An 18,501-nucleotide genomic window follows, 5' to 3' on the forward strand; every position below is an offset into this window, starting at 1 on the left:
ATAGCAGGAGCTTACTTGTGCACGACCTTTTCCAGTGTCTGGTCGACAAAGTCGCCATCGTCGTCATTGAAGCGTACCCGCACCGGATACCAGTCCATAGCCGGCGCCAGCCACAGGTCCACCTGCTGGCCTTGCGCGTCCGGCGGCGGCGCCTTGACCAGATGGACCGCGTTCACCTCGCCCGTACCGATCTGGACTGCCTCATTTTTCATCACTTTGAAGCGCCACACCTCGGCATCGCGCCGGCCGGCGACAAAAAATGCCCACTCGCTACCCGCCTTGAATTTATCCGGCGTAGCGCGCGCCTGCGCCGCGAGCTGCCACTGGATGCTGGTGCGATCCTGCTCGCCGCCCTTGATCGGGTAGCTGTCGTCACTTTCGCTGAATGTGATGGTTTTGGCATCACGTTTGAAACTGGTGTGGCTAGGGTCTTTGCGGAAGCGCTTTTCGTAGAACTGCACAGGCGCCAGTCCATAGTCGTCGACACTGCCCTCGCTGCGGTTTTCCAGTATCTTGCCCAGCAGGCTCACGCGGCTCTCCGTCGCGACGGAATAGCTGCCATCGGCCGCACGCCATTGCACATTGGCCGTACCGTTCAGAGGAATGCCGCGCTGCTTGGCCTTGATGGTGTAGCTCAAGTCTGCCGATGGCGGCAAGTTGAACGGCCGCTTGACGCTGGGATGCTCGCCCTCGGCAGCGCGGGCCAGCGGCGTAGCGGCCAGCAGCGCGGTGGCGCACAGCATGAGCAGACGGCGGTGGAACGATGGGTGCATATTATTTTCCGGTTACGTTAGTCGTGATGCGGGAAACCGTTTGAGTGGTCAGAGCCCCACTCGCCTCGGTATTGCGTAACTGGACGGGCAGCCAGTTCAGCGAGGGCGCCAGCCAGATATCCAGCTTGGAAGTATAGCTGCCGGGACGGGGCGGACGGGTCAGATGCCAGGTTTTGAGCTTGCCCAGCCCCGTTTCCAGCTCTTCCTCGCCCACCAGCCGGAAGCGGAAGATATTCGCCGTGCGGTCTTCGCCCACCTGCATATCGATATCGGTGGCGAACTGGTTGGCATCCGCGCGGCCTATGCCGCCGAGCTGGAACGGCACCGTAGTCATGTCCTGTGCCCCCACCAGCAGAGGGAAGCTGCGTTCGGAAGCAGAAAACGTAATGGTGGCCGCATCGCGGTTGAAATGGGTGGCCGTTTCCGCACGCCGCGCGCGTTTCTGCGTGCTGGTGGCGGGCGCTATGCCGTAATCATCGATGCTGCCCGTGCTGCGCATCACCAGCAAGTTCAATCGTGTCACCAGCAAATTCAGGCCCGCTTCGACGGAAGCCTGATACTGGCTGCCATCAGTGTGCCAGCGCATATTGGCCGAACCGCTCCAGCGCGTGCCATCGGCATCCACCCTTGCCACATCCATATCAAAATCGGCCGAAGGCGGTAAATTGACTTTGTAGCGCCGCATCGACAACAGCTCGGGCACTTGGGCGTCCAGCGGCGTGGCGCCATCGGCCTGCACCGGCATGGGCACGGGTGTCCCCGTCTGCGCCGCACTGGCGCCGGCCTGCTCCGCCACGACCGGCGTGGTCAGGCTGGCCGCATCGGCCAGTACGCCTTCCACGGCGGCGGAAGTCTCGCCAGACGGGGCAGGCGCCAGCGGCGCAATGGCGGGGGCATGGCTGGCTTGGCTGATGGAAGGCGGCGGCCGCACGGGCAACTGGCGGGCCGGCAAAGCCTGTGGCTGCGCCGGTTCCGGCGTATCGACATGCTTGGGCAGGCTTAGTTGCAATTGCGCCGTCATCAGTGAGGCAGGCAGCGGCGAAGAACGTGGCGCTACGCCAGCCAGATGGTTGCTGGCCCAGTCTATCGCCACGCCGTGCAGCACCAGCGTGGCCACGCAGAACAGCAGCAGGCGGCGACGTTGGCGTAGGAAGGTGGCAAGGCTCATGGCGCTAGTTTAACTGGTTCGGCGCGCCTGCGCGCCCCTGCGGAAATGTTGTCAAAACCTTTTGAAGGCCCAGCCGTAATCTGCTACGCTAAACGCTGAACCCACTGGAGAATTCGATGACCCATCCGCAAATGCCGAACATCCCCGGCGCCAATGTCATGCACGATACGCTCGATTTCGTAAAAAACCTGTGGGGCAGCATGAGCGTGCCCGGCCTCACGGCACCCACGCTGTCCGTGGAAGAACTAGACAAGAAAATCAATGACCTGAAAGCCGTGGAAGCATGGCTCAGCGTGAACATGAATATGCTGCGCGGTAGCATACAGGCGCTGGAAGTCCAGCGCGGCACCATCGCCACGCTGAAATCAGTCGGCGCCAGCCTGGCTTCGGCAGCCCAGCAGCCGGCCAGCAGCGACAAGTCCATCTTCGATGCCAACCCTTATGTGTCGGCCTTCTTCCATCACGCGCGCAATGCCGACAAGGACAAACCAGCCGCGCAGGAAACGACCAAAACTGCGGAAGCGGCCAAGGCAGCGCCCGAGGCCAGCACTGCGGCCGGTGCTGCGGCCAGCAAGCCTACGGCCAGCGCCGATGCTGGCGCCGCACCGATGGCCAATCCGGCCGCGTGGTGGAATATGCTGCAGGAACAGTTCAAGCAGGCCGTGGCCAGCACCGTGCCGCCCGCCGCCGCCAAACCGGCAGCCAAAGCTGCGGCACCGGCCAAAGCCAAGTCCAAGGCAGCCACCAGCAGCGCCGCCAGGAAACCAGCCACCCGGCGCGCACCTGCCAAGCCGAAAGCGGCCAGCAGCAAAGCTTAAGGGGAAAGTCTGGCCTGAAGCAGATTCAGGCCAGCCGCTGTATGCGGATCGCGTCGATCAGGCCATCGGCCTGACGCTGCACTTTTTCGATATCGATCAGGCCTTCCTGCTCCAGCGCCTGCGCGCCGGCGTGGGCGGTCTGGAAGGTTTCCAGCGTATCGCCCTTGGCAGTCACCGGGCGTATCCACGCTACGCTGCCCACTTTCATTTTCGAATAAACTTCCTTAGCGATATCGCGCATAGTTGATGCCCTTTATATGCTCTCAATATTGACAGCAGATCAAGCCACAGACGGGGTGCAGCGCATTTCAGTGTAATCATTTGACCTGCCGCGGACAAGCGCACCGGCAGCGCTGTTGCGCGCTATCGTCACTCCGGCAGGGGGCCGTTCTCCGCCTCGAATTCGCTGGCCGCCGCCGCTGCCACCACGCCCTGCATGGGCGCCAGCTGGGTCAGTTGCTCCATGAGCTGGGCAAAGCGCTGCTGGCCCGGCGCCAGCGCATCGACATGCATCAGCACCGCCACGGCTTCATCGGCCAGTGCCGCATCGTGACCATTCTGCTGCATGTACGAGATCAGGATCTGCGCTGCATTGAACAGTATGCGCAAATTGTTGGGCAGGGCCTTGCGCGCCACCCGCATCCATTCCACCGCCTCATCCAGCTTGCCCGTCTTCCACAGCAGCACGCCGGTATTCATCATATCGGTGGCTTCCTTGCGCGCCGCCTTGATATGCTCGGCGCCCTCTTCGCTCATGCGCGCCTTGTCGAAGATGGCCTGCACCTGATCGAGCAAAGGCAGATTGTCGTGGTTGTTGCGCGCGACAAAACACAGCAGCGAAGTGCCGGCTTCCTTCACGCCGACGGCAAACAGCAAGGTAGCCATTTCCATGCAGATGTCCGTGCCGGGCCGCTGCTTGCTTTCATCGGCCAGCATGGCTTCCAGTTCCTCGCCCGATTTGCGGGCGCGCCGGTAGTCGCCACTCTCGTGGTACACCAGCCCTTCGGTGATCTTGGCGCGCAGGATCACCTGATCGCCGCCAAACTGGTGGATGGCAGCATTGAGCAGGCGCTGGGCTTCCTTGATATCGTTCTTCTGGCCGCACACGCGGGCCAGCCCGAAGAAGGCTTCCGGCGTCTTGCGCACCGAGTATTCACCGATATCTATGCATTTGCGGAAGGCTTTTTCAGCCACCGGAATATTCCCCAGCTTGAGCGCACTGTGACCGTAAGTGACCTGGCGCAGCACGGAGTTGGGCGACATCTTGGTGGCTTTTTCCAGTACGCCGAAGGCTTCCTCGATATTCCCCTGCATCAGATGGGAGGTGGCCAACTGGTCGTAGGCATCGATGTAGAAGCGGTTGGCCGTGATCACCGACTGGAACATCGCCTGCGAGGCGGCTACCTCGCCATTGTTCATCATGATCTTGGCCAGACCGCAGCGCGCCCAGTTGTAATCGCGTTCTTCCAGCACCTTCTCGTAGACGCGGCGGGCCTTCTCCGGCTCGCCGCTCTTCAGCAGTAGCGTGGCCTTCATGCGCAGCAGTTCGATCTCATGCAGCGGGTTGCTGGCGATCTGCTCGTCGCACAGCTTGGCCGCGCGCAGAAAATCCTTGTCCGCGTAGGCGTGATCGATTTCCTTGAAAATCTGCTTCTTGTTCCACACCCGGTTCAGCCGCGTCAGCAGCACGCCTTCCGTGATCGGCTTGATGATGTAGGCATCGGGCTGGTGCTCGGCCGCTCCCATCACGGATTCCACGCTCTTCTCGGCCGACACCATCAGCCACACGCTGCTCGGCATCAGCAGATTGCGCAGACGGGCTTCTTCCAGCACCTGCTGGCCATTCTTGCCGTCACCGAGGTTGTAATCGCACAGCACTACGTCGTAGCGGTGCTTGCCCAGCAAGACCATGGCTTCGCCACCGCTGGCCGCCTGGTCGATATGCTTGGCGCCCAGATTGCGCAGCGATTCGCGCAGCAACTGGCGGATACCGACGAAATCATCCACCAGCAGATAGCGCTTCTCTGCCCAGTCCACGTCATTGGTGGCGACCAGTTGATGGGGCGTCATGGCAGTCGCAGTACGAAGCAGCCGCCGCCCAGTGTGCCGCCATTTTCCAGCGCGATGCTGCCGTGGCGCTGACGATGCCTGTGCATCTTCGCCACTTCACTGGAAAAATACAGCCCCAGACCACTGCTGTTGTTGAGGAAATTGACGGCGCTGCGCTGATTGTTCATGGCGCTGGCGCCCGCCTCCAGCATCACGGCAGGGAAGCCCGTGCCGTTATCTTCCACCCGGATTTCGAGGTAGTCGCCATCGATGCGTATGGCCAGCCGCAGCCGGTCGCGCGTGTAGCGTATGGCGTTGTTAATGGCGTGTACCAGCACGCCGATGATCAGGTCTTCATCCAGCGTCCACAAGGCATTCTCGGGATAATCAAGTTCCAGCGTGATGCCGCGCGACTGCAGCAGGATGCGCGCCTGGCTAGCCACTTGCTGCACCAGTTCCGCCATGCTGTTGGCCACCGGCTCGAACGGATAACCGGGCTTGCCCACGTCCTTGTACAGAGCCAGTAGCTGCATCAGGTTGTCGTTGAGGCGCTTGGTCTGGTACAGCATCTGCCCTAGCTGGGCGTAATCGGGATGGGATTCCGCGCGCATGCTGCCAGCACCATCTGCCATGGTGCCCGCCAGCAGGTTCTCCAGCGTGCCACTGAGGACGCTGATGGAATTTTTCATATCGTGCGCAGTGGAAGCCAGAAACATATACAGTTCCGGCGAACCCTGATACTGCGGCGCTTCGTATTCATCCATCGTCAGTGCCTCCATGGACGGCGCGGTACAAGGAAAAGAGCGCTGGCTGCAGCCAGCGTTCTGATTATAGCTGCTAGCGTATGCCGCCACCAGCACGGTATATGCGCGAACGCAACGCTGCTTGCGGCTGCAATACCGCGTCTACTCGCCTTCCGCCGGCATGGCGCGGCGCCGCTGTTTGAGCAAAAAACGCCCTGGCACCAGCGCATCGACCAGCGTGGCTTCCAGCGGCATGGGGCGCTGTTCCAGCTGCGATACCAGCAGCTCCGCCATCAGCGTCGACCAGATGATGCCGCGCGAAGCATAGCCGAGCAGGCTATACAAGCCCGCATGCACAGGCATGTCGCGCAGCCTTTCGAATCGCCCGCCGCTGCTGTAATCGGGCAGCGGCCCTACCAGCGGCAGCCGGTCCGGTGCCGCGCAGCGGAAGCCCACCCGTCCGGCCAGCGGTGCCGTGGCAGCCAGCGCCGCTACCGCCTCGCCCGGAATAATCTCGGCCAGACGGGCCAGATTCTCCTGCTGGCAGCTGGTGCGCAGCTCCCGGTCGTCGTCGCTGCTATAGGTGGCACCGGCGCAGATCACGCCCTGATTGGGTGGCGTTACATAGGCTTCGCGGCAGACTGCCAGCGACAGGCGCGGCCCCAGTTCCTGCGCCAGATGGGTGACCTGCCCGCGCAGACGCGCCAGTGGCAGTTGCGCGGCCTGGGCGATATCCACCGCACCGGCACCGTTGGCCAGGATGACGGTAGGTGCCTCGGCCAGCAAGGCGCCGCCGGCATCGAACACCTGCCAGTTTTCTCCGTGACGCTCGAGCCGCAGCGCTGCACGGTGGAAGCGCTGCTGCAGACGGCTGCCGCAGGCGGCCAGCAAGGCCGCACACAGCGAAGCGGGCCGCGCCCAGCCGCCCTGCCCGAACAGCCAGCCACCATGCGGCGTGGGCCCGCCCAGCAAGGCGGAGGCAGCGGGCGCATCGAGCCAGCGCACGTATTGCTGCGGGTAGTTCCATGTCGCCACCACATCCTGCTGGACCTGCGCATGGCCGGCATCGCGCGCCAGTTGCAGCACGCCGCAGCTAGCCCCTTCGAACACCTGGCCTACGCCGCCCAGGCGCTGCCATTCGCGCAGGCCGAACAAAAAGGCCGCACGCGTCAGGCGGGTGGGAATATTGTCATCCTTGGACAGCAGTGGCATGAAGATGCCGGCCACATTGCCCGACGCTTCCTGCCCCGGTGCGCCATGGCGCTCGATCAGCGTGACCTGCCAGCCCGCCGCGCACAGACGGTGGCTGGCCGAAGCGCCGGCTATGCCGGCACCGATCACGATGGCCTGCCGCACGGCAGGCATGGGCGGCGCGGTCCGGCGCGGCTTGCGGCTCTGGTACAGCGCGCGATAGCCGGCGCTGGCCATGCCGCTCTGATTCTCGGCCGGCACCGGCTGCTCGACAAAGCCCTGCTTGCGCAATGCCAGCTTCATGGCTTCGTCGGGTGCCTCGGCCAGTAGCCCGGCTTCAGGCTGCGCCAGCCGCGCCAGTTGGCGCGCCAGCATGGGCGCTAGCCCGGCGCGCAGATAAATCTGGTCGACCCGCGCTTCGATTTCCGGCAGCACGTCCTCGGTCGCGCCGACCAGCAGATCCAGCGTCACCCTGCCGTCGTCGAGCACGATGCGATGAAAGCCCGGCAAATTCAAAGGCCACAGCGCACGCAACTGGGCATCGCCGATACTCTCGGCCGGCGGCACTTGCGCCGTCACCGCCAGATAGAACAGCGATGCCTGCGGCGCCAGCCCGCGCCATGCGGCCATGAAGCGGGCGCCGTCTTCAAACGCGGTATCAAGGATGACCCGAGGGCTGGCTGTCGTCAGGGTGCTCATCGCGGTTGGCGGCAGAAACAGGCCGGATCATGGTCGTTCACCATGCCTATGCCCTGCATATAGGCATACACGATGGTGGAGCCGACGAACTTGAAACCGAGTTTGGACAGGTCTTTCGATATCCGGTCCGACAGCGCCGTCTTGGCGGGCCGGGGGCCAGCCTCCGGCGCCAGCGGCTGGCCGCCGACGTAGGCCCACAGCCACGCATCAAGCGTGGTGCCGCTGGCGCGCAGACGCAGATAGGCCTGTGCATTGGTGATGGCCGCCGCCACCTTCAAACGGTTGCGCACGATGCCGGGATTGGCCAGCAACTGCGCCACCTTGTCGGCATCATAGGCAGCGATTTTCTCGGCATCCCACTGGTCGAAGGCCGCGCGGTAGCTGGCGCGCTTGTTCAAGATGGTTTCCCAGCTCAGACCGGCCTGCGCCCCCTCCAGATTCAGCATCTCGAACAGGCGCAGCTCATCGTGGCAAGGTACGCCCCACTCTTCATCGTGATAGGCCAGATACAGCGGGTTGGCCGGATTGGCCCAGCGGCAGCGCGTAAGGTTTTCAGTCATGGTGCAATAGACAGCTTGAGTTGCGGCCTTCGGGCCGGCTAGATTTCCAGATCGCTCGACAGGCCGGTGCGGCGCCGTTCGCCGCCCAGATTGAGCGGACCGGCCAGATTCGTCACCAGCCGTACTTCGCCCGCCGTTACGGCCTGTTCCAGTTGCTGCATCAGGCGCGGGAACACCCCGGCGCTCTGCGTGGCAGCAGTGCTGTACAGCGCCGCCCACGCATTGCGGCCCGAACGTTTGGCGATGTACAGGCCCTGATCGGCCAGCTCCACCACCTGCGACCACGACAGCAAACGGGGCTGCTCGGGCAGGAAGGGGAAGCAGGCAAAACCGATCGAACAGGTCTTCGCCAGCATGGCGCCGTCGGGCAGGATGAATTCGCGTTCGGCCACGGCGCGGCGCATGCGTTCCGCTACCACATGGGCTTCCTCGCGGTGGGTGGCACGTGCCAGCACCAGAAACTCTTCGCCGCCCCAGCGGATCACATAATCGGATTCGCGGAACACTTCGCGCAGACGCTCGCGCATCTGCACCAGTATCGAATCGCCGGCCGCGTGACCATAGCGGTCGTTGACTTCCTTGAAGTGGTCCAGATCGACCATGAAGAACACCAGATCCTTGGCGGCCGTCAGGTCGCAAATGGTCAGCTCACGGTGCTGGCCAGCGTCGTGCGCGCGCAGGCTGAGCGCCACATCGGCATCCACATTCTGCAGGAAGAAACGGCGGTTGCGCAGTCCCGTCAACTGGTCGGTCAGGCTGACTTCTTCCAGCGCCTTGTAGGCCCGTTCCAGTTCCAGATTCTTTTCCAGCAGTTGTTCCTGGGTCGCGCTCAGCGCCTTCAGCGTGGCGGCCACCTGACGGTAGGCGCGCGCATTATCGAGCGCAATCGCGCCGTAGGCGCACAGGGTACGGAAAATCAGCCGTTCGCGTTCGCCGTAGGCGCTGGCCTGCAGCGATTGCACCGTCATCACCCCCAGCACACGCTCGCCCACATGCAGCGGGGCGAACAGCAGGCTTAAGGTCGGCAAGGTGCCCGGTATCAGGTTAGGCGTCAGATCGGCTTCGCCCAGCTCTACCAGGATTTCGCGCCGCTCGCGCACGCAGCGGGCCGAATTGGCCAGCGGGTCGGACAGGGCCACGCGCACGGCCGGCACCTGATTGCCATCTTCCGTGCCGAAGGCACAGGTCAGCCATTCGCCGTCGGGTTCGAGCAGGAAGATGGAAAAATGGGTAGCGTCGAGCAGGCCGTGCACATGCCGGTCCAGCGCACGGAATACGGCAGCCGCATCCAGATGGGCAGTAATTTCCTGCCCGATGGCGCTCAGGTGGGCCAGCGTGGCACTGGTCTGCTGCAGCACTTCGGCGCGCTGGGCTTCTGCGGCAGCCAACTGACGGTGATGCTCGCCTTCCGTCTGCGCACGTTCGGTCTGGTACTGCACCTGCATGGCGATGGCGCGGTTGGTGGCCTGCTGGCTGTGGATCTGGTCGCGCGCTGCGCCGGCCTGCAGCGAAATCGCGTAAGCCTGTTCGTAATTGCCCGTCGCGGCGTACTCGCGCGCGATGGCATCGAGCAGCGCACCGGAAACAGTGTAGCCATCGATGGTGCCGGCCACTTCCAGCGCCAGCAGCAGATAGTGCAGCACCGGACTGGCCGCCTGCATATTGGCCGGCGCCGGCAGCACATGCTGGGCATGGATATCGGCCAGCACATTGAGCGCGGCAATCTGGGCCGAAGCATCCACATGCTCGCGTGCCAGTTGCAGCGCAGCCTGGGCTACCGCCAGCGCTTCCTCGGCCCGCCCCAGATGGGACAGCGCGTGCGCCTGACCGCGCCGCGCGCTGCTGCGGAAATCCGACTGGCGCAGCGCATCGCCACGCGCGGCAAGCTGGGTGAAACTATCGAGCGCCGCTTCGTGGTGGCCCAGATCAAGTGCCAGATCCCCCTGATATTCGAGCGCCACGGCATACGCGCGCGAGCCGGACAGCGGTTGCAGCGTGTGCAGCGCTTCGCGCAGCAGGGTACGGGCGGCTTCGCGCTGACCCAGTTGGCGCAGGGTTTCTGCCGTCTGCATCAAACACATGCCTATGCTCAGCGGCCAGCCCGTAGGCCGGGCCAGATCCAACCCGCGCTGCATCCAGTCCAGCGCTGCCTCGTGCGCATTCAGGCTGGTAAAGCCGTTGCCGATATTGGTCGCGATGATGATGGCGCGGCGCATCTGGCCAGTGGCCAGCGCCGTTTCGAAACTCAGCATCAGGTGGCCGATGGCGCGCCCGTATTCACTGCGCTGGAAGGCACAGGTGCCGAAAAAGTCGCTGATCCAGCCGGCCGCGATGGGCGCCATGCCCGTCAGATCGGTGCTGAAACGCTGGCCCCAGCGCTGCTGCGCGGCCTGCCAGTCGCTAAAGGTATCGCAGATGCCGCTAGCAGCATCGATCACGTCGATGCGCACTGCATCGCCGGCGCTGCGGGCAGCTTGCGCGGCCCGGGCCAGCGCCTGATCAGCCGCGTGGCTGTCGCCCCGGTCATTGGCGATCCACACTTGCAGCCATTCGATATCGGCCTGCGCCAGCGCCGCTTCGCGCGGTAATTCCGCGCTGGCCAACTCTAGCTGATTGCAGGCTTGCAGGCACAGTAGATGAGCCGCATTCAGACGGCCATGCAGCGCTTCCGCTTCCGCATCGATCAGCAGCACGCGGCAACGCGCCAGCGCCGCCTGCGGCGCCGGCAGCAAGGCCAGTAAGGGAGTCAGTTCGGCGCACAGACGGCGCGCCTGTTGCGGATCGCGCTGGCGCATATGCCAGGCCAGCAGTTGCAGCAAAGGCAGGCGCTGGGCGCCTTGCGCATCGGCCAGCGCGGCCTGCCACTGCGCCAGTTCCTCATCATGCGCAAACAGATACACTCTATGCTTTCCTTTACTCGGGGCTCCCCGGTCGGGAGCCGTCGCAGCTGCGCGGGTTTGCGCGCTACACATTATTCCACAAATTCGCTGCCACCAACGCTGCTGGAACATTTCTGATGAGCAAAAAAAACGGCGCTTCCCTGCCGGGTCGCGCCGCATCACTTCCCTACAAGTGTCTGTGTGTGGCTCAGGCCATTTTGCTGATTTCCATCAGGCGGTTGCGCATGCCTTCTGTGGCGGCCGGTCCCGGTGCAAACATATAGTCTTCATCATTGATGGCCAGACCGCTGTTGGCATCGACCAGCACCTGATCGGCCGGCTTGCCGGTTTCGCGGCTCACTACCAGCAGGCTGGCGCCTTCCGGTGCCAGGTGGTCATTGCCCCAGGCGATGAAGGCCAGCAGCACGGGTTTGAAGGCCCGCCCCTTTTCGGTCAGGATGTATTCGAAGCGCGGTGGCCGGGTGCTGTACTGGCGGCGTTCCATCAGCCCCCCTTCCACCAGCCCGGACAGGCGGCGCGTCAGCATATTCGGAGCAATCTTGAGGCTTTTTTCAAATTCGTCGAAACGGGTCAGGCCATAAAACGCATCGCGCAGAATCAGGATGCTCCACCATTCCCCCACTTTGCCCAGACTGCGGGCTATCGGACAGGCCATGCTGCCAAAATCAGTGTGTTTCATGCTTTACTCCTTGGTCTGCTAGTTCGTTATCGCTAATGCAATATGGCTGGCTGGTCATTGTTGCCAGGCGAATTCATTATTAACGATCCGAAAAATGCCTGCTTTTGCCATAAGCGAGAGCAGTTTTGCTAGCGGAGAAAAGTATGAAAAATAGTGTCGAAGAGGGGCGATTTACAACAATCTTGCAAGCCAGTGGTAGCATATGGCTAATATCCTGCAAATGAAAACAGAAACTATTCAACATTTTCGCCCGCAAGCGCTACTATGCAACTTATAGTGACAAAGCTTGCATAACCATTACCCAGCAAAGGCCATGCCAACCGCCCGCCCCACCCCATCGAGCAAAATACTGGTCGTTGACGACTCCGCGTTCGAGCAGCGTATGCTGGTCGACCTGCTGAGCGAACTGCCGTATTCCGTTTCGGTGGCGTTTAATGGCATGCAGGGCTACCAGCTGGCACTGGCCCAGCAGCCAGACCTGATCCTGCTCGATGTGCGCATGCCGGGCATGGATGGCTATGCCGCCTGCCGCCTGCTGAAAGCCAACCCGGCCACGCAGGACATTCCGATCATTTTCCTGAGCGGCAATGACAACTCGGAAGAGCGCATCCTCGGCCTGTCGCTGGGCGGGGTGGATTTTGTCGGCAAGCCGTTCTCGCCGGGCGAACTGGCGGCACGCATACAGGTGCACCTGAATCTGGCCATGCGTGCGCGCCAGCAGTTGGTGCCGCGCGCCGACAGCGCGATCGCCGATACCATCGTGGCCGTGACGGACCCGGAAGTGGTGATCGTCAACGCCACCAAGCGGCTGATCTCGAATAATCTGGCGGCGCCACCCAGCCTGACGGAAATTGCCAACAAAGTGGGCACCTACCGCGAAAAGCTGTCCCAGCTATTCCGCGCCCACACGGGCATGACGGTGTTTGCCTACATCCGCGCGGCGCGCATTGAATGCGGCATGAATCTGCTGCGCGAAACGGATATCGAAGTGCAGGATATCGCGCTGATGGTGGGTTTTAACAATGCCGGCAACTTTGCCACGGCCTTCCGCGAAAGCACCGGCCTCACCCCTAGCGCCTACCGCCAGCAGCAAAGCAACCCAGCCGTTGCGACAGAAGCGCTGCCGGCCGAAACCGGCAGCCACAAATAAGCCCGGGCCGGCAGCCCTTCCCTTCCCCTTAACGCAGACGGAATTTGCTGACCACTTCGGCCAGATTGGCGGCCTGCTCCTGCATGGAACCGGCAGCGGCCGCAGCTTGCTCGACCAGCGCGGCATTCTGCTGAGTGACTTCATCCATCTGGGTGATGGCCCGGTTGACTTCGGCGATACCCGTGCTCTGCTCGCTGCTGGCAGCGGAAATCTCGGCCACCACATCGCTCACGCGGCGCACGCTGGACACCACTTCCGCCATGGTAGCACCGGCTTTCTGCACCAGCGCCGTACCGCTTTCCACCTGCAGCACGGAATCGTCGATCAGTTCCTTGATCTCCTTGGCCGCCGCAGCGGAACGCTGGGCCAGATTGCGCACCTCGGTCGCCACCACGGCGAAGCCACGGCCCTGCTCACCGGCACGGGCCGCTTCCACTGCCGCGTTCAAGGCCAGAATATTGGTCTGGAAAGCGATGCCGTCAATCACGCTGATGATGTCGACGATTTTGCGCGAGGAGGCGCTGATGGAATCCATGGTGACAATCACTTCATCGACCACCTTGCCGCCATCGCTGGCAATGCCGGACGCGGACTGGGCCAACTGGTTGGCCTGACGCGCATTATCGGCGTTCTGCTGCACGGTGGAAGTCAGTTCTTCCATGGCCGAGGCGGTTTCTTCGAGCGAGCTGGCCTGTCCTTCCGTACGGCGCGACAGGTCCAGATTGCCGCTGGCAATTTCGGCCGAGGCCGTCGCGATCGCATCCGTACCGTGGCGCACTTCGCCCACCACTTTCAGCAGGCTGTCGTTCATGGCGCGCAGCGAGTCCATCAACTGGCCCGTTTCATCGCGCGTACTGGCCACGATAACATTGCTCAGGTCGCCCTCGGCCACGCGGCCGGCGATGCCCACCGCTTCTTCCAGCGGCGTGGCGACAATGCGCGCCACATACACGGCCAGCCCCATGCTGATCACCACCAGTACCACCAGCACGGCAATAATGGTGTTGCGCGAGCTGGCATAGGTCACGTCGGCCGCCTTGTCGGAGGCCGTGCTGCCTTCATCGTTGATTTTCACCAGTGCATCGAGCTGCTCGAAAGCCGTGCGGAACAGCTTGTTCGAGTCCCCGCGCAACAGCGCTGCCGCCTCCTCGTTCTTGTCTTCGCGCGACAGGGCGACCAGCTTGCGGCTGGCGGCCAAGTAGTCGTCCAGCGTCTTGCGGAATTCGCCATACACGCGCTTTTCTTCGGCTTCCGAAATCAGCGCCTCATAGGCGGCCTGCTGCTTGCGCAGCGTGTCCAGCCGGGTCGCCATAGCCTTCTCCACGTTGGCGAACTCGGCCGGGTCATGCATGACGATGTGGGTAGTTTCGGAAATCCGGTAGCGCGCCAGCGACACTTCGATCTGGCCCAGCGTGCGGATCGAGGGCAGCCAGTTGTCGGCGATATCGGTAGAAGCCTGGTTCACCACGTTGAGCTGGCGGATCGCAAACAGCCCCAGCAAGGTGGCCAGCGCAATCACGGCAGCAAAAGCGACGATGAGCTTGCGGCCTATTTTCAAGTCGGAAAACCACTGCATGACATCTCCTTTAATTTTTTTCTACGTAGTAACACGATGATAAAACGAGAAAAATTCAAAGTCGATGAAACTATGCAAGTTGTCGCTGCGCCAGCATCTGGCGACGCCAGAACCACCACGAAGCCAGCGCATTGAGCCAGTAAGCCGCATACAGCAAGGCCGTCAGTTGCAGCCCGCGGCTCAAGTACAGGGGCACGGAAATACTGTTCACCAGCAGCCAGAACGGCCAGGTTTCCAGGCGCCGCCCCATCAGCAGCAACTGCGCCACGATGCTGAAGGCCAGCACGGCCGAATCGATGAAAGGCGCATAGGCATTGGTATAAGCCTGCAGCAGCAGGCCATAGCCGGCCGTGGCGGCCAGCGCAATCGCGCTCATCCACAGCAACACAGGCGCACGCACGCGCCGGATCGGCAAGTACTGGCCGCTATCGCCACGGCGCCAGCGCCACCAGCCCAGCAAACAGGTGATGATAAAGAACAGTTGCAGTGCCACGTCGGCATACAGATTGACGCCATAAAACAACAAGGCAAACATGCTGCAGCCGACCACGCCCAACCACCACGAGTGCACATTGTTGCGTCCCGCCAGCACGATGGACACCGTCATCACGACATTTGCCGCCAGTTCTAGAGTAGAAACCAAAACATGTCCCCGCAGTTGAATATGGTCATCATCATTTTCCCGCCAGCGCTATGGTAAGCCGCGCCGCCAGTGCTGGCCAGCTTGCTTTCAGGAAATGCAGAATGCTTGACATTCTCCCCACTTCTGGCAAATTGTAGACAAAGTTCAAAGATTGGTTCCTCATGCAAGCCCGTACCGTCGGCACTACTGTGGCCCTGCTGTATGCGACCGCCCTGCCGGCGCAAGCTGCCCCCTGTCAGCTAAAATTAGCTTTAGAGCAATGGCCTCCCTATGTCTACAGCAAACCGAATAGCGCGCCCACGGGGCTGGATCTGGAGCTGACCCAGGCCATACTGCGCGAAGCCGGCTGCGCTTTGCAGTTGATGCCGGAACTGCCCACGGCGCGGCGCCAGCGCCAGTTCGAGCAAGGCAGCCTGGATATGCTGCTGGCCGCATCCGACACGGCAGAGCGGCGCAAGATTGCGCGTTTCAGCATTCCTTACCGCACCGAATCGGTGAACCTGTTTGTACGCACAGAACAATTGCCGCGCTACCAGCAGTTGCGCGCCCTCGATGGCCTGCTGGCCATGCAGGTATCGCTGCTGGCGCCCAAGGTGGGCTGGTATGGCACGGCCTATGCCAAACTGCAGCCGCAGTTGCTGGCCGCCGGCCACCTGAGTACTTTTTTGAATTTCCAGCAAGGCGTACGCATGCTGGAGGCGGGACGGGCCGACGTCATCCTCGGCGATAGTGCGGCGCTACGCTATGAAGCACGCGAACTGGGGCTGGCCATCAGCGCGCTGCCCGTCACGGTACTGCGTGCGCCCGTGCACCTGATGCTCAACAAGAACACCACCACGACCGAAGAGCTGGAACAGATCAATGCCGCCATTACGCGGCTGGAAAAACAGGGCGTGCTGGCCGAAATCCGCAACCGCTACGGCGAATTCTGAGCCGCCGCCCTGCCGCCATCAGGCGAACTGGCTGAAGTCCGGCTTGCGCTTCTGGAAGAAGGCCATGAAAGCTTCGCGCGCTTCCGGTGCCACCAACATGGCGCCGAAGTGGACGTTTTCTGCCGCAATCGCATCCGCTACCGGGCCTTTGCGGGCAGCCTTCATCAACTGCTTGGTCACGCGCAGCGAACTGGCCGGCAGTGCCACCAGCTTGGCCGCCTGTGCTTCAGCAAACGCGCGCAGTTCGGCAGCCGGCAGGATTTTCGAAATCAGGCCCATTTCCAACGCTTCCTGCGCGAGGAAGGCTTCGCCCAGCATCAGCTTTTCCGCCGCACGCGGATAACCGGCCACCTGCGTCAGCAGCAGGCTGGAACCGTACTCAGGGCACAGCCCCAGTTGCACGAACGGTACGGAGAACTTGGCGTTGTCGGCGGCATAGACCAGATCGCAATGCAGCAGCAGCGTAGTGCCGATGCCAACGGCCGCACCCGCTACCGCCGCCACTACCGGCTTGCTGCAGTTGGCCAGTGCCATCATGAACTGATACACCGAGCGCGCTTCAATACCGGCACCATCATCGGGACGGGCCGACTTCATGAAGTCTTCCAGATCGTTACCGGCCGTGAAAATTTCCGGTTTGCCGCAGATCAGCAGCGCACGCACGCTGGTGTCCTGCTCGGCAGCGTTGATGGCGTCGGCCATGCTCTGGTACATCGCCGAAGTAATCGCATTCTTGCGCTCGGGGCGGTTGAATTCCAGCGTCAGTACGCCGTTGCTAATGCTGCTCAAAATATCCATGCTGTCTCCAAAATAGTGAAAGGGCGCCGGAAAATTCCCAGCGCCCTTTGGACGGTTGCGCTCAAGCGCCTATGCGGTCTATGCAGCCGCCGTACGCGTTAGTTTATACGCGCTCGATGATACCAGCGGCACCCATACCGGCGCCTACGCACATGGTGACCATGCCGTATTTCAGGTTGTTGCGGCGCAGAGCGTGTACCACGGTGGCAGCACGGATTGCACCGGTGGCGCCCAGCGGGTGGCCCAGCGCAATCGCGCCGCCCATTGGGTTGACCTTGGCCGGGTCCAGACCCAGATCGCCGATCACGGCCAGTGCCTGTGCAGCAAACGCTTCGTTCAGTTCGATCCAGTCCAGCTGATCCTGGGTGATGCCGGCCGCTTTGCAAGCCTCTGGAATCGCGAACTTAGGACCGATACCCATGATTTCCGGTGGTACGCCTTTGACAGCGAACGAGGAGAACTTGGCCAGCGGGGTCAGGTTGTGCTCGCGCAGGAACTTCTCCGATACCACCAGCAGCGCGCCTGCGCCGTCCGACATCTGCGAGCTGTTACCGGCAGTGACGGAACCTTTGGCAGCGAACACTGGCTTCAGCTTGCCCAGCGATTCGATGGTCGAATCAGCACGGGCGCCTTCGTCGGTATCCACGGTGCGGGTCTTGATCTTGATTTCGCCCGTCGCCAGATCCGGCGTACGGGTGATGATTTCCACTGGCGTGGTTTCATCCTTGAAGAAGCCAGCCTGCTGGGCAGCGATAGCGCGGCGGTGCGATTCGACCGAGAACGCATCCTGCGCTTCACGCGAAACTTTCCACTGGGTCGCCACTTTTTCAGCGGTCAGGCCCATGCCGTAGGCCATGCCCACGTTTTCGTCGGTGAACATGTTCAGGTTCATCGAAGGATGGTGACCCATCATCGGGACCATGGACATGGATTCCACGCCGCCGGCGATCATCGCATCGGCTTCGCCAACGCGGATACGGTCAGCGGCCATGGCCAGCGCGGTGATACCGGAAGCGCAGTAACGGTTGACGGTCACGCCGCCGATGGTGCGTGGCAGACCAGCCAGCAGCACCGATTGACGGGCGATGTTGAAACCCTGCTCTGCTTCAGGGAAGGAGCAGCCGATGATGGCGTCGGTGATCAGGGCTGGGTCCAGGCCAGGAGCCTGTGCCAGTGCCGATTGCATCACGCGCACCAGCAGATCGTCCGGGCGGGTCTTGTTGAACATACCGCGTGGCGCTTTGCCGATCGGGGTACGGGTCGCGGCGACGATGTAGGCGTCTTGAATTTGTTTGCTCATTTTATTCTTTCAAAAATTTTTGATCGAAGTCGGTTGCGATGTTAGCTACGCTTCTCGGATAAATACCATTCCACTTGAACCTGTGCGGCCAGCGTGCCGGCGGCGTCGAAAATATCGACTTCCACGGGAAACGCTACCTTGCCTTGCGCTTTCAACTCGGCCTTCAGCGCGGCCAGATCGCCGGGCACCTGGCCCACCGCACGGGTGGCGCCTTTGGCGACCTTCTGATACTGGATGCGCGATTCCTTGGCCACAGGGCGCAGAGTAGGAATCAGCTCCGCAAAACCGCCCGCCATGGCTGCCCCGGAGGCCGTTTCGGCCAGCGTGAACAGCGCGCCGGCGTGCGGCGTGCCCAAGTGGTTGTGCAGCTTCTGGTCGTCCGGCATCGACACCTGCGCGGTGCCGTTGCCGATTTCGTCTATCCTGATGCCCAGCGTGCGTACCAGCGGCAGGGTATCCATCATCTGTTGCTTGATACGGTCATACACCATGCTCGGTCTCACTCGCAGTAATACTTTAAAA

17 protein-coding genes are annotated in these 18,501 nt (G+C 62.3%); 3 read left to right on the plus strand and 14 right to left on the minus strand.

The features are described from left to right. Positions 1-11: 11 nt before the first annotated feature. On the minus strand, positions 12-773 hold the full coding sequence (locus tag GM655_RS19255) for a DUF3108 domain-containing protein (protein ID WP_155436285.1): 762 nt from the start codon (positions 771-773) through the stop codon (positions 12-14). Between the two features lies 1 nt (position 774). Beyond that, positions 775-1,941, minus strand: a complete 1,167-nt coding sequence (locus tag GM655_RS19260; protein ID WP_155436286.1) for a DUF3108 domain-containing protein — start codon at positions 1,939-1,941, stop codon at positions 775-777. Between the two features lie 116 nt (positions 1,942-2,057). Here GM655_RS19260 and GM655_RS19265 point away from each other — a divergent pair, with 116 nt between their 5' ends. After that, positions 2,058-2,759, plus strand: coding sequence for a PhaM family polyhydroxyalkanoate granule multifunctional regulatory protein (locus GM655_RS19265; RefSeq protein WP_155436287.1), 702 nt, complete (start codon positions 2,058-2,060; stop codon positions 2,757-2,759). Between the two features lie 25 nt (positions 2,760-2,784). Here GM655_RS19265 and GM655_RS19270 read toward each other — a convergent pair whose 3' ends face one another. From GM655_RS19270 to GM655_RS19300, 7 genes are all read right to left on the minus strand, one after another. Beyond that, entirely contained in the window at positions 2,785-3,000 is a 216-nt protein-coding gene (locus tag GM655_RS19270; protein WP_155436288.1) for a hypothetical protein, read from the minus strand. A gap of 128 nt (positions 3,001-3,128) precedes the next feature. Further along, entirely contained in the window at positions 3,129-4,829 is a 1,701-nt protein-coding gene (locus tag GM655_RS19275) for a tetratricopeptide repeat-containing response regulator (protein ID WP_155436289.1), read from the minus strand. Continuing rightward, positions 4,826-5,587, minus strand: coding sequence for a sensor histidine kinase (locus tag GM655_RS19280; RefSeq protein ID WP_229632650.1), 762 nt, complete (start codon positions 5,585-5,587; stop codon positions 4,826-4,828). The genes GM655_RS19275 and GM655_RS19280 overlap by 4 nt, the downstream gene beginning before the upstream one ends. A 126-nt stretch (positions 5,588-5,713) precedes the next feature. Next, on the minus strand, positions 5,714-7,441 hold the full coding sequence (gene mnmC1, locus GM655_RS19285) for an FAD-dependent 5-carboxymethylaminomethyl-2-thiouridine(34) oxidoreductase MnmC1 (RefSeq protein WP_155436290.1): 1,728 nt from the start codon (positions 7,439-7,441) through the stop codon (positions 5,714-5,716). Next, positions 7,438-8,001, minus strand: coding sequence for a DNA-3-methyladenine glycosylase I (locus tag GM655_RS19290; RefSeq protein ID WP_155436291.1), 564 nt, complete (start codon positions 7,999-8,001; stop codon positions 7,438-7,440). Before GM655_RS19290 ends, mnmC1 begins: the two co-directional genes overlap by 4 nt. 38 nt (positions 8,002-8,039) lie before the next feature. Next, a complete protein-coding gene (locus tag GM655_RS19295) occupies positions 8,040-10,901 on the minus strand; it encodes a GGDEF domain-containing protein (RefSeq protein WP_371866896.1) in 2,862 nt (953 codons plus the stop codon). A gap of 187 nt (positions 10,902-11,088) precedes the next feature. Further along, entirely contained in the window at positions 11,089-11,580 is a 492-nt protein-coding gene (locus tag GM655_RS19300; RefSeq protein WP_155436292.1) for a winged helix-turn-helix transcriptional regulator, read from the minus strand. A gap of 313 nt (positions 11,581-11,893) precedes the next feature. Between GM655_RS19300 and GM655_RS19305 the strand changes: the two genes are divergently transcribed. After that, complete coding sequence (locus tag GM655_RS19305; RefSeq protein ID WP_155436293.1) at positions 11,894-12,730, plus strand: response regulator transcription factor; 837 nt, start codon at positions 11,894-11,896, stop codon at positions 12,728-12,730. Positions 12,731-12,758: 28 nt separating this feature from the next. Here the strand turns inward: GM655_RS19305 and GM655_RS19310 are convergent, their stop codons facing one another. Both GM655_RS19310 and pnuC read right to left on the minus strand, forming a co-directional pair. Next, positions 12,759-14,306, minus strand: a complete 1,548-nt coding sequence (locus GM655_RS19310) for a methyl-accepting chemotaxis protein (RefSeq protein WP_155436294.1) — start codon at positions 14,304-14,306, stop codon at positions 12,759-12,761. A 70-nt stretch (positions 14,307-14,376) separates the two neighbouring features. Beyond that, positions 14,377-14,949: a nicotinamide riboside transporter PnuC gene (gene pnuC, locus GM655_RS19315; RefSeq protein ID WP_155436295.1), complete on the minus strand. Its 573-nt coding sequence runs from the start codon at positions 14,947-14,949 to the stop codon at positions 14,377-14,379. 161 nt (positions 14,950-15,110) lie between these two features. Between pnuC and GM655_RS19320 the strand changes: the two genes are divergently transcribed. Next, on the plus strand, positions 15,111-15,881 hold the full coding sequence (locus GM655_RS19320; RefSeq protein ID WP_155436296.1) for a substrate-binding periplasmic protein: 771 nt from the start codon (positions 15,111-15,113) through the stop codon (positions 15,879-15,881). A gap of 18 nt (positions 15,882-15,899) precedes the next feature. On the opposite strand, the gene GM655_RS19325 is transcribed toward GM655_RS19320, so the two are convergent. The 3 genes from GM655_RS19325 to GM655_RS19335 form a co-directional block, all read right to left on the minus strand. Further along, entirely contained in the window at positions 15,900-16,679 is a 780-nt protein-coding gene (locus tag GM655_RS19325; RefSeq protein ID WP_155436297.1) for an enoyl-CoA hydratase, read from the minus strand. Between the two features lie 103 nt (positions 16,680-16,782). After that, the gene (locus GM655_RS19330; protein ID WP_155436298.1) at positions 16,783-17,979 is read right to left on the minus strand and encodes an acetyl-CoA C-acyltransferase; all 1,197 of its coding nucleotides are present in this window, start codon (positions 17,977-17,979) and stop codon (positions 16,783-16,785) included. Between the two features lie 41 nt (positions 17,980-18,020). Continuing rightward, positions 18,021-18,470, minus strand: coding sequence for a YiiD C-terminal domain-containing protein (locus tag GM655_RS19335; RefSeq protein ID WP_155436299.1), 450 nt, complete (start codon positions 18,468-18,470; stop codon positions 18,021-18,023). Positions 18,471-18,501 lie beyond the last annotated feature (31 nt).

The sequence above is a fragment of the Pseudoduganella danionis genome (assembly GCF_009720775.1).
GTDB lineage: Bacteria > Pseudomonadota > Gammaproteobacteria > Burkholderiales > Burkholderiaceae_D > Rugamonas > Rugamonas danionis.